The following is a 12,151-nucleotide window of genomic DNA, read 5'->3' on the forward strand; positions in this document are numbered from 1 at the left end:
AATCTGTTATCCTATAGATTCTCTTATAAACTTTTGTATTGGATTTTCTTCTGGAGTTATAACCATTGAATTTCCATCAGTTTCTAACACAATGTTGCCAAGTGCGGCCGTTGAGTATATAGCAGATTTTACTGAATATAAATTTTCTATTACTCGTTTAACTGGGTGGCCATATCTATTTTCTTTGCTATATGTGAGTATAGAGATATCTGGACTGACTTCTTGTAAAAACTTCAAAGATGAACTAGTTTTTGAACCATGATGTCCCACCTTAATTACCTCAGCTTGAATATCATAATCCTTCATAATTTGTCTTTCTTGAGCCTTTCCCACGTCACTCATCAGAAGCATATCCATATCACCGTACGTTAATTTTAATACGATGGAGGATTCATTATTCGTACTAAAGCGGTGATAGCTATTCCACACATCTAATTCAATCATTGGATCCACTTCAATTGGTACGTCTTTTTCTGCTAAGTGTACAGGTATTTCAAGTTCGCGTAATTTGTTGATGTAATTAGCAAATGTCTTTGTAGGGTGCAATTTCCCAGTATCATAAGCCTCTCCTACCTCTACAGAATCCAATACTTTTAATAACCCACCTATATGATCAATATCAGGATGGGTTGAAATAAGTACGTCGATTTGATTAATTTTTTGTTTTTTTATATAATTAACTACTTTCTCTCCCGCATCAGGTGGGCCACCATCAATTAAAATTGTTCTATCAAGCGGTGTTTCAATTAATATGCTATCGCCTTGACCAACATCAATAAAATGAACTCGCATGCCAGGAGCTTGACCTGCATATATAGATGCAGGATCTACAAATAATATAAAAGGCAGTAATATTATTATCCATAGCTGTCTTTTCATCAATTAACACCTTCTAAACTTATTTGTATTAGTGTTAACCTGTATGAACCATGTTATGAAGAGAGTAAAATGGAAATTAATATAATTTAGGTTAAATTATTCTATTGAAAGCAGAAGTAGTAATTGTTTTATTGCAGTATTATTTGTGTCCCTTCTGAAACGGCGCTCCTCATCTTGGGTACATAATTGACTTTTATCTTCCATGGCTGGTCTCGGTTCATTTTTGGGAACATAAATAATTTCTAAATGAAAAAGGATTAGAGTATAATTTCATAAAAAAACGCTAAGCCAATTTGGCTTAGCGTTAATATATTGCTCATCTTTAAGATGCTTTATCTATTACAATTTCATTCCCTTTAACATCGACATGAATGGAACTTATACCTTCTCCTTCGAGAATTAAATCAGTTAATGGGTCTTCAATTTTATCTTGAATAACACGACGTAAAGGACGCGCTCCAAAACGAGTATCATATCCTAATTTAACCAATTGCTGTTTTGCTTCATTGGAGATAGTTATTGTCATTTTATTTTCTTTTATTGCCTCTTCTAATTCAGACAACATAAGATCAACAATCTGTAGTAAGTCTTCTTCCGCTAACTCATGGAAGTTAACAATAGCATCAAATCGATTTAAAAATTCTGGTTTGAAGTATTGACTTAGATTTTCTAGTGTAGACACAGATTCATGTGCTTCTCGATTAAAACCAACATTAACCTGTTTTACACCAGTACCAGCGTTACTTGTCATGATAATAACTGTATCTTTAAAGCTTACTTTTCTACCTTGAGAGTCAGTCAATTGACCATCTTCCATAATCTGCAAGAACATATTTTGTACATCTGGATGAGCTTTTTCAATCTCATCTAACAATAGAATAGAATATGGATTACGACGAATTCGCTCAGTAAGCTGACCAGCTTCTTCATGTCCTACATAACCTGGCGGTGAACCAATTATTTTAGAGACAGCATGTTTTTCCATATACTCACTCATATCTAGTCTAACCATTGCATCTCTAGAACCAAATAGTTCCTCAGCTAATACTTTCGTAAGTTCCGTTTTACCAACTCCTGTAGGTCCCACAAATAAGAATGAACCAATTGGACGTTGTTTTGCTTTTAAGCCTGCACGACTACGACGAATTGCTTTCGCTACTTTTTGCACCGCTTCGTTCTGGCCGATCACTTTCTGACTTAGTTGGTCAGATAAGTTTTTCATTTTTTCTTGTTCATCTTTTTGCATTTTTGTTACTGGAATACCAGTCTTCTCTTCTACAATTAACTCAATATCACTGATATCCACATCTAAGACTTTTTCGCCTTCTTCAACTTTATCTAATTGTTTTTGCAATTGAATTTCTTGATATCTTAAATTTGCTGCTTTTTCATAATCCTCTACATCAGCAGCTTCTTGTTTTTTCTTAATAATTTCATTAAGTTGTTGTTCAAGCGTGTCAGAGTCTTTCTGTGCATTAGATAAATTCAATCTAGAACCTACTTCATCCATTAAATCGATAGCTTTATCAGGTAAATGACGGTCTTGAATATATCTACTTGATAAGTTTACAAATGCACGAATAACTTCTTCAGAATAACGAACTTCATGGAATTTTTCGTAACGCTCCTTGATGCCTTCCAATATGGTTACTGCATCTTCAAAAGATGGTTCGTTTACCATAATTGGCTGCAAGCGTCGTTCAAGTGCAGCGTCTTTTTCTATTTGTCGATATTCTTTAAGTGTGGTTGCACCGATGATTTGTAGATCTCCACGTGCTAATGCTGGTTTTAATAAGTTACCAACATCCATCTGTGAACTTTCTGCTGTTCCAGCTCCAACGATTAAATGAATTTCATCAATGAACAAGATAACATCTTTTCTTGATTGTAATTCTTCAATTAACTTCTTCATTCTTTCTTCAAATTGACCTCGAACTCCAGTATTTGCAACTAAAGAAGCTACATCTAATAAATAAATTTCTTTATTCATTAATTTAGCTGGAACATTTCCTTCTACTATATTTACTGCTAGTCCTTCTGCAATTGCAGTTTTACCAACACCTGGTTCACCAATAAGAACTGGGTTGTTCTTATTTCTTCTATTTAATGTTTCCGTAACTCTTTTAATTTCTTTATCTCTACCAATGACAGAATCTACATTTCCTGATCTCGCTTGGTCAGTTAGGTTTTTTGCTAACTGATCAATGAGGCCATTGCCTTTATTTGCTTTTTGTTTGGTGCGTGTACCAGTAGTACTTCCACCATTTCCTTGTGAAAAGTTATTGGCAAATGCTTGATCCATATTGCCGAATGGAGAATTAGAGAAAAAGTCAGAGTTCATCATATTTCCTTGAATATCTTGGAAACATTCATGGCATAGATGAATTTCCATTCGTTGATTATTCATCTGCATTTGTGCATTTATCGTTGCATCATTTTGACCACAGTTTTGACATTTCATTTCTCATTCCTCCTCTATTTATAGTTAAGATAGCCTGTTGGTTTTAATTTATGACAAACGCCTATATACTGTCACAACTATTTTTGACTTTGACTATCTTTGACTATAGTTTCATTATACTCTGACCTTTTTTGACTTTCAAGTATTTTAGTCAAATTTTTTTATAAAAAGTTTGACCTTTGACTAATAAAAAAATATACACAAAAGGAGCCGTAAATGAAACAGCTCCTTTTCCTTCTACAATATTATTATTCCCATTTTAAAACATAGGAAAACCTTGTGGTAATTGATTTTTTAACATTAAATGATCCAGGCTTTTAAATGTGTATCCTTCCTCTTTTAAATCTTTAACTACCTGTTTCAATGCTTTTGCATTATCTGATGATACTGCATGAAGTAAAATGATTGCGCCAGGATGTATTTGATCCATTATTTGATCATACGCATATTGCCAACCTTTTTGTCCATCTGTATTCCAGTCAATAAAAGCAAGTGACCAAAAGATATGAACTAACCCTAATTCATTTGTCCATTTTAATGTATCTTCATTAAATACTCCTCTTGGGGGGCGCAAATACATCATTTCTTTCTGATCACTAACTTCTGCCACTGCATTTTCCAAATCTTCTACTTCTTTTTGTATTGCTTGTTTGTTCATAATAGTAAAATCTGGATGGTGATAGGAATGATTTCCAATGATATGTCCTTCATTCACCATACGTTTTATTAAATCTGGTTTACTCTTAACATAATGACCAGTTACAAAAAATGTTGCAGGTACTTTCTCTTCCTTTAAAACATCAAGAATTTCATCCGTATATCCTTGTTCATAACCATTATCAAACGTTACATATAAAACTTTTTCTCCCGAATCATCTACATAATATGCATTATACTCATCTAATAATACTTGATATGAACCTATATCCGGTATTTCATGATTAGAATTTTTACTATAACCCCACCCGTAAGCATGAACCGTGTTTAATGGTAATAGTACATAAAAAAAGGCAAGAAAAACGAGTAAAGATATTGTTTTTTTCATACAATCCCCACCTATGTTTTTTCTTACCTTATCCTGTTTCATATTTTTTTATTCATTATAGAACCATTGCAGCTATCCATCCGAATATAAATAATGGAATATTATAATGCAAGAACGTTGGTACGCATGTGTCCCAAATATGGTTATGCTTTCCATCTGCATTTAAGCCCGAAGTAGGGCCTAACGTACTATCCGAAGCTGGTGATCCAGCATCTCCAAGAGCTCCCGCTGTACCAACAAGTGCCGCTGTTGCCATTGGTGAAAAACCTGCAGCAATACATATAGGAACAAATAAAGCTGCGATTATTGGAATAGTACCAAAAGAAGTACCAATTCCTATGGTAATAAATAATCCTAGTATCAATAGCACCAACGCAATTAATGCTTGATTATCACCTAATGATTGTGAGGTTACTTCTACTAAAGACTGCACTGCCCCAGTTTGTTCCAATACATTTGCAAATCCAGATGCTACAAGAATTACAAATGAAATTGTCCCCATCATTGTAATTCCATCTGTCATCACACGGTCCATTTCTTTAAAAGGTATAACAACAAATAAAAGTAAAGCTACTAGACCAGTTAACGCACCTAGTATTAGGTTATCAAATATAATTTGAACAATTAATGCTAACACTATGGCTACTAATGTAAAAACATGCTTTTTCTCAAAAGTAATATTCGAATCTGTTTGGGTAGCTACATTAGTAGATACATCTTCTCGAGCTTCTTTTGGTTCTTTATCTTTTCGATACGTAATAAATATCGCTATTAATAGTCCAACCACCATCCCTAATCCAGGAACTAACATAGCCATCGTTGTTTGATTCGTTGTGATTTCTGCACCATTATTTTGTAATCCATCAATAATTAATCCGTGGAAAATCAAACCATAACCAGCAGGTATCATTATATAAGGAGCTTTTAAACCAAAAGTTAGTGTAATTGCTACCGCACGCCTATCCATTCTCATCTTATCAAATACTTTTAATAAAGGTGGAATTAGGATAGGAATAAAAGCAATATGCACCGGAACTAGATTTTGTGAAAGTGATGCAACTCCAGCTAATGCGAGTAACATCATTGTCTTTTTACCCGTTAATATGCGAATAATAAAGTTGACTAATAAACTTGTTATTCCTGTGTAACTAATCGCAACCGCAAAAGCTCCTAAAAGAATATAACTTAGAGCTGTATTTGCAGCGCCTCCCATTCCTTCTACCATCATTTTAATTGAATCACTTATATTTAAACCAGAAAGTAATCCTGCCGTAATTGCTGCTACAATAATAGACAGTATTACATTGAACCTGAGCAAACATAATATCGTCATTACTAATACTGATACTATAACGACCCATTCCATTGTACTTCCCCACCATTCTCATCTCTTTATTACTTCATCATGATAAAGTATTAAAGGATAAAATTCAACCCCTTTTTTAATATTAATTTATATAAATCAATTTATATTTAAGATATTCGGTATAAAATCCGAATGTAGCGCTGTCTGATTTCCATTACATACGCACAAGGATTCAACTAACTAGGAAAAAACCTCTATTCTAGTGGATTTTCAAGCCTCTTCTGAGTAGGTGTCACCGTCCTGCATTACAATCTAATAAAGCTTTCCGATAATCTAACATTAATATACGATTTAAAATAGAACTTACGGAACTTGGTGATTAGGAAAGCTTCATCTAATAACAAAAAGCCGCCCTTTAGACAGCTCTCCATAGTTATTTGACATTAAATGAGAAAGAAACGTGGTCTTGAATAGGTATCCAAGCTCCTATTCCTTGTTTCGTGACATTTTTGATTTTTATTGATTTATTCGATCCTTTTAATTCGATATATACTTCCCCAAAAGTAACCTGTCCTTTTTCATTTACTGCTGGTGCAAAAGCTTGTAATGTTCCATGTTTTTGGCTAGGTACAGAATAGGAATTAGTTAACTTTGTACTTTGTCCAAAAATAGTATTATATGACAGGGGAAGCTTCGTCTTTTCCTTCGATTTTAACAACATCATTTTTTTCACATCATTGGGATTGCTTATTTTATTGGTAAGAGCTCCTTTTACTTCTTTTTCCTGTTGCTGAATATAGTTCATATTTTGAACTTCATTTCCACCAATGTTATTCATTTCATTCACATTAATTTCTTGGTATTCCCAGTTAATATTCGATTCTTCTGATTGGTAATTTAGTGGCCATCTTCCTAAGTAAACCATCCCACGATAACCTATGGCAATTGGAGAGGGTTTTATAGAGCTTTCATTTAAAATTTTTATTAACTCTGGATTTTCAATTGGAATTTCAACATCCTCCAGTATTTCTATTGTCCAATCGCTTGGTTCAATTACTTCCTGATCTTCTGTAGAATTAGGATAGGTATTTTCTTTGGAAATATCAAGTACATGACTAGGGACGGCTGAGTCTTCATTTTCTTTCGAGTCATCTTCAGCTACTGCAAGTTGAGGAAAGGTGAGTGATGAAAATAATACTGCGATAAACAAGTAGCTCGCACTAATGTTATTAAGCATAATTACCTTCCTTTCGTTTTTTTCTATTTTTTTCTGAAGATAGTAAAACTATGCATTGAATTCAAAAATGGTATTTAATAGCATAAGAAATACAAAGAGCGAGGTAGAAACATAATTATATTTTGTCTCAACCTCTCTCTTTTATTTAGATACATATACGCTATATCTTTTTTCTAATCTTTCTTGAAGCATTCCAATCAAAATACAAATCGGCCAATAAATTAAAGCAACTAAAATATACACTGTCATCGCATCGAATTCTCTACCTGTAACAATCTGTGCCTTCTGGAAAAGCTCTGGTACAGTTATTACTGCAGTTAACGATGTCGCCTTCACGATATCCATAAAAACATTGGTCAACGGTGGAATGGCTATTCTTGTTGCTTGCGGCAAAATAATTTTTCGTAATGTATGCCAATAAGTCATATTAAGCGCTTTTGCTGATTCCCATTGTCCTCTATCGACACTATTTAATGATGAACGATTAATTTCCGCAATATAGGCAGCACTATTAAGACCGAACCCTAGAATTGCAGCTGCTATCGCCGATAATTCAATCCCTATATAAGGCAAACCAAAATATATAATAAAGAGAAAGACAAGCATTGGCGTACCCCGCATAAAGGAGATATAAATTCTAGATGGCCAACGTAATAGGAATGTTTTTGAATCTCTCGCCAAGGCGAGAAATAAGCCAAAAACTAATCCAATTGCCATACCTGCTATAGCAATCATGATAGTATAAGGTAATCCCTCTAAAATGAATGGTAAATTTCGTAAAGCAAGGTCAACATCAAAAATATTAAACAACTTTGTCATTAATATAATATTCATCTTTTAGCGCCTTTTACAAATCTAACCCATCAATTTCTTCAATCTCTTCGTTCGGTTCTACAGATGCATCTTCTTCATAAAATTCTTTCGCTAGTTCGCTTAAAGTTCCATCTTCTCTCATTTCTTGAAGTACGTTGTTAATTTCTTCTGTCATTTTATCTGCGTCTTTTGGCATGATAACGCCTTGTTGACTAGGATGGAATTTAATCGTTGGATGTAAGTGTAAATCAAAATCAGGAAAAGCAGCTACCCCGAATTTGGTTAAGTAATAGTCGTTGATCACTACATCTGTTCTTCCATTACTTACATCACTTAAATACGCTTCATTTGGTGCATTACCATAAGTAACTACTTCTGCTCCATAATGTTCTGCAATTTGGCTATAAATAGTGGTAGCACCACCACCAGCTTTCTTCCCTTCTAAATCCTCTAAACTTTCTATTCCAGAATTATCTGACTCACGAACTGCCATTGTTGCATAAGAGTACTTATATGGTTCACTGAAATTAAATTGTCCCTTACGCTTATCCGTGATTTCGATATCATTTGCCGCTAAATCTATTCTTCCGCTTTGAACAGCTGGTAACATACTGTCTATGCCCATAATTTCAAATTTAATTTCTAAATCTAATCGTTTTGCAATCTCTTTCATAATTTCTACATCGTAACCTGTTAATTCATCTTGTTCATCATAATAAGACGCCGCTATTAGTGTCCCTGATGTTCCGACTACAAGTTCACCAGATTGTTGAACACTTTCCCATCGTTCATCAGATACAGTTTCATTACTTTTACTATTCTCCGGTGTTTCTTCGGTTTCTTCATTTGTTCCACACGCAGCTAAAAGCAGAATAAACATGAATATAAATAAGCTTAACATTACTTTCTTCATTTCTTTCACCCTTCCCCTATTGTTATAATACGAATCTGAAAATTATTATAACAGATAATAACTATGTGTAAAACAATTAATATAAACTGTATAATTTTTCACAACTATAAATTATATAACAGATTTTATGATATTAAAAAAGCCAAAGAAAAATACATTTCATTCTCCTCTGGCTTCATATTATTTAATGATTCTTTTTTCGTTGATCTTGTATAAAAGCATTTAATGCTCCACCTGTAATGATAATAATCCCAAATAAATAAAACCATATCATTAAAACAATTACGGTTCCCAAACTTCCGTAAGTGGCCGAATAATTTCCTAAATTATTCACATAAAAAGAAAAGCCCCATGATACTAATTGCCAAGATAAAGTAGCAAATGCTGTACCCCATACCACTTCTGAAAATGAAATACGTTTATGAGGGGCAAGCTTGTACAGAAATAATAAAACGATAAAGAAAATAGCAGAGGATATAATCCATCTTAATGTCTCCCAAACTTCGATAAATCCAGTTGTAAACCCAAACATAGAAAATATATAAATACCGATCATTCTTCCAAATACAGGCAACAATAAAGCTAATAAAATGATGATAACCATACCAACTGTTAATACAATAGAAATTAATCTTGTCGTAAAGAATGATCGCTCCGTTTCTATACGATAGGAACTATTAAAAGCTCTTGTTATTGCATTAACACCATTTGAAGCTGCCCATAAGGTACCTAATATACTAATTGATAAAAGACCGGTATTTTGCTCAGTTAATGTATCTAAGTTTGTAGAAATTAACTGTATTACTTGTTCAGGGGCAAAGGTTCCGATCGTCTCCATAATAAGATTAATATCAATTGGCAGATAGGCGATTAGATTAAGTAAAAACAATAGAAAAGGGAATAAAGATAACAAAAAGAAATAAGCAAGTTGTGCTGCCAAACCAAATACATCAACCTCTTCTATTCGTTGATAAAATTTCTTGCCTAGGCTAATCCAACTCTCCAATGTATCTCTCTCCCCCTATCATCTGTTCTTGTATTACTCTATTTCTTTTCGCCCTGTTTTATTCGTAACTTTATCTAATGTTTGTTCTACTTGCTCTAAAGCGTTGATAGCATTGGAAGATCCACTTGCCACAGCATTATTCAATTTATCAACCGTTTGCTTAATACCGTTAATTGCTTCAGATGGATGACTTGTATAGTAAGATGAAGTCGCTTTAGCTAATACTAACTTTTTCTTTGCATAATCTCTTGCATCCTTATCTATTAATGCTGTTGCTCCACCTGCAACTGCCCCAACTACCATTCCAAGTAAAATTTTACGTTTACCCATGATTCATCTCTCCTTCTTCGTTTAATTGATGGTATTCTTTCAAAAATTGAAGTAAATGTTGACATCCACTTAATATAAGTTGATACGCGTATTCAAAATTCCCACTAAAAAAAGGATCTGGAACATTAATCACTTGAGAACTTTCCACAAATTCGAGTAAACGACCCATAACAGGACCTTTTTTTGATTGTATCTTTTCCAAGTCCTTTATATTCTGCTCATCCATAACAATAATATAATCAAAATTTTTCCAGTCATCCTTCTCGATCTGCCTTGCATATGAATTTCTATATGAGATTCCCTCACGATCCAGGATGTTTCTAGTTCCACTATGTGGTTGTTTACCGGTATGCCAATTTCCTATTCCTGCAGAGTCTACTTGAATAAATGGAGATAAATTTTCGTTTTCAAGCATATGTCTGAAAATGGCTTCTGCCATTGGGGAACGACAAATATTTCCAAGACAAACAAATAAAACACGTATCAACGATTTCCACCTCTTTCTCTTTTTATTCTATTATAAGCGACTAGATTTGATAAGCAAATACATGTAAATTTCGATAAATAATATAAAATGTATTAAATTTCCTCTTGACATCCAACCAAATATTCGAAATATTATATACTATATAAAAAAAGAGGGGGCTAGTAATTTGATAGAGTTTTTAGAAGAGGTAAGTTCATTTGTGTGGGGTCCACCAACATTAATACTAATCGTTGGAGCAGGGCTTTATCTCACATTTAGACTTGGATTCCTGCAAATTCGGGCGCTACCGTATGCTTTAAGATTAGCATTTAGCCCACAAAAACAAGATAAGAAATCTAAAGGTGATATTAGTCATTATCAAGCATTAACAACTGCTATGGCTGCAACGATTGGAACTGGTAATATCGTTGGGGTTGCAACCGCAGTCGTTGCCGGAGGACCCGGTGCAGTTTTTTGGATGTGGATAACTGCTATATTTGGGATGGCCACCAAATATTCAGAAGCAATATTAGCAGTTAAATATCGAGTCACTGATGATAACGGCAAAATGGCCGGTGGTCCAATGTATTACTTAGAACGTGGATTAAATTTAAAATGGTTAGGTATTATTTTCGCTATATTTGGTTCCATTGCAGCATTTGGTATCGGGAATATGGTACAGTCCAACTCAGTCTCAGATGCGTTACAAACATCATTTTCCATCCCTACATGGGTAACAGGACTTGTACTAACTGTTCTTACTGCACTTGTTGTACTTGGAGGAATTAAAACTATCGGAAAAGTTACTTCATTTTTCGTACCAATTATGGCTGTTATTTATGTGTTTGGTGGGCTTACCATCATGGTTATGAACTTTGATTTAATTCCAGCCGCAGTTAACCTTATCTTAACAGATGCATTTACCGGTAGTGCTGTGGGCGGAGGAATTTTAGGAACCGTAATTCGATATGGAGTAGCACGTGGTGTTTTCTCTAATGAAGCTGGACTTGGTTCTGCGCCGATTGCAGCTGCTGCTGCCAAGACAGACTATCCTGGTAGACAAGCTTTGGTATCAATGACACAAGTATTTATCGATACGATTATTGTTTGTTCCATTACGGGTATTACTATCGTGATGGCCGACATGTACGGTACTGGAGCTGATGGAGCTTCCTTAACTGGGGCATCATTTGCATACTTCTTAGGTGGATTTGGAGAACATATTGTAACCATTTCGATTGTATTCTTCGCGTTTTCCACACTTGTAGGATGGTCTTATTACGGAGAAAAATGTTTTGGATACTTATTTAAGAATCAAAATGCAATGAAAGCCTATCGATTGATTTTTGTTCTGATTGTATTCTATGGAGCAGTTGAAGTAATCGACATAGTATGGCTAATGTCAGATATATTTAATGCTCTAATGGCTGTACCGAATATTATCGGTCTTCTCGGTTTATCTGGAGTTGTAGTTTATGAAACTAAACGATTTATGAAGGTTGCCAAAGAAGAAAAACAACAAGCAAAAAGAACTGGATAAAGAATCATTTTTCCACTTTTAAGAGAGATGGGGACATAACTAATCTGTTTGCTCAAAAGACAGACGATAATTACAAGCGTAAAAAATATACTGCTCTTATAGGAGGATTTATCTTTTGGGTAAATACTTTGTCTCAATCTCTCTTATTTTTTTCT

Annotated in this window: 11 protein-coding genes; 1 reads left to right on the top strand and 10 read right to left on the bottom strand. The window is 34.1% G+C overall.

Features of this window, described 5'->3' with window-relative positions; translation table 11 throughout:
- Positions 1-6 precede the first annotated feature (6 nt).
- From AQ616_RS16345 to AQ616_RS16390, 10 genes are all read right to left on the bottom strand, one after another.
- Positions 7-879 carry a ComEC/Rec2 family competence protein gene (locus tag AQ616_RS16345; RefSeq protein WP_017796032.1) on the bottom strand — a complete coding sequence of 291 codons (873 nt, stop codon included), beginning with the start codon at positions 877-879 and terminating at the stop codon, positions 7-9.
- A 322-nt stretch (positions 880-1,201) separates the two neighbouring features.
- Entirely contained in the window at positions 1,202-3,340 is a 2,139-nt protein-coding gene (locus AQ616_RS16350; protein WP_017796031.1) for an ATP-dependent Clp protease ATP-binding subunit, read from the bottom strand.
- A gap of 259 nt (positions 3,341-3,599) precedes the next feature.
- Positions 3,600-4,385: a delta-lactam-biosynthetic de-N-acetylase gene (gene pdaA / locus AQ616_RS16355; RefSeq protein ID WP_069686285.1), complete on the bottom strand. Its 786-nt coding sequence runs from the start codon at positions 4,383-4,385 to the stop codon at positions 3,600-3,602.
- A gap of 55 nt (positions 4,386-4,440) precedes the next feature.
- Entirely contained in the window at positions 4,441-5,751 is a 1,311-nt protein-coding gene (locus tag AQ616_RS16360) for a Na+/H+ antiporter family protein (RefSeq protein WP_017796029.1), read from the bottom strand.
- Positions 5,752-6,124: 373 nt separating this feature from the next.
- Positions 6,125-6,928, bottom strand: a complete 804-nt coding sequence (locus AQ616_RS16365) for a YfkD famly protein (protein WP_017796028.1) — start codon at positions 6,926-6,928, stop codon at positions 6,125-6,127.
- Positions 6,929-7,069: 141 nt separating this feature from the next.
- Positions 7,070-7,762, bottom strand: a complete 693-nt coding sequence (locus AQ616_RS16370; protein WP_017796027.1) for an amino acid ABC transporter permease — start codon at positions 7,760-7,762, stop codon at positions 7,070-7,072.
- A gap of 13 nt (positions 7,763-7,775) precedes the next feature.
- The gene (locus AQ616_RS16375) at positions 7,776-8,654 is read right to left on the bottom strand and encodes a transporter substrate-binding domain-containing protein (RefSeq protein ID WP_069686286.1); all 879 of its coding nucleotides are present in this window, start codon (positions 8,652-8,654) and stop codon (positions 7,776-7,778) included.
- A gap of 184 nt (positions 8,655-8,838) precedes the next feature.
- Positions 8,839-9,660, bottom strand: coding sequence for a YihY/virulence factor BrkB family protein (locus AQ616_RS16380; protein ID WP_017796025.1), 822 nt, complete (start codon positions 9,658-9,660; stop codon positions 8,839-8,841).
- A gap of 33 nt (positions 9,661-9,693) precedes the next feature.
- The gene (locus tag AQ616_RS16385; protein ID WP_017796024.1) at positions 9,694-9,990 is read right to left on the bottom strand and encodes a hypothetical protein; all 297 of its coding nucleotides are present in this window, start codon (positions 9,988-9,990) and stop codon (positions 9,694-9,696) included.
- Positions 9,983-10,477 carry a low molecular weight protein-tyrosine-phosphatase gene (locus AQ616_RS16390; protein ID WP_017796023.1) on the bottom strand — a complete coding sequence of 165 codons (495 nt, stop codon included), beginning with the start codon at positions 10,475-10,477 and terminating at the stop codon, positions 9,983-9,985. The genes AQ616_RS16385 and AQ616_RS16390 overlap by 8 nt, the downstream gene beginning before the upstream one ends.
- Before the next feature lie 166 nt (positions 10,478-10,643).
- Between AQ616_RS16390 and AQ616_RS16395 the strand changes: the two genes are divergently transcribed.
- The gene (locus tag AQ616_RS16395) at positions 10,644-11,996 is read left to right on the top strand and encodes an alanine/glycine:cation symporter family protein (RefSeq protein ID WP_069686287.1); all 1,353 of its coding nucleotides are present in this window, start codon (positions 10,644-10,646) and stop codon (positions 11,994-11,996) included.
- The last annotated feature ends 155 nt before the right edge of the window (positions 11,997-12,151 follow it).

This window comes from Oceanobacillus sp. E9 (genome assembly GCF_001741975.1).
Lineage (GTDB): Bacteria > Bacillota > Bacilli > Bacillales > Amphibacillaceae > Oceanobacillus > Oceanobacillus kimchii.

Coding starts and splice junctions, on each gene's coding strand:
- AQ616_RS16375 (WP_069686286.1), bottom strand. CDS start 8,654: ATGAAGAAAGTAATGTTAAGCTTATTTATATTCATGTTTATTCTGCTT.
- AQ616_RS16370 (WP_017796027.1), bottom strand. CDS start 7,762: ATGAATATTATATTAATGACAAAGTTGTTTAATATTTTTGATGTTGAC.
- AQ616_RS16365 (WP_017796028.1), bottom strand. CDS start 6,928: ATGCTTAATAACATTAGTGCGAGCTACTTGTTTATCGCAGTATTATTT.
- AQ616_RS16385 (WP_017796024.1), bottom strand. CDS start 9,990: ATGGGTAAACGTAAAATTTTACTTGGAATGGTAGTTGGGGCAGTTGCA.
- AQ616_RS16360 (WP_017796029.1), bottom strand. CDS start 5,751: ATGGAATGGGTCGTTATAGTATCAGTATTAGTAATGACGATATTATGT.
- pdaA (WP_069686285.1), bottom strand. CDS start 4,385: ATGAAAAAAACAATATCTTTACTCGTTTTTCTTGCCTTTTTTTATGTA.
- AQ616_RS16350 (WP_017796031.1), bottom strand. CDS start 3,340: ATGAAATGTCAAAACTGTGGTCAAAATGATGCAACGATAAATGCACAA.
- AQ616_RS16345 (WP_017796032.1), bottom strand. CDS start 879: ATGAAAAGACAGCTATGGATAATAATATTACTGCCTTTTATATTATTT.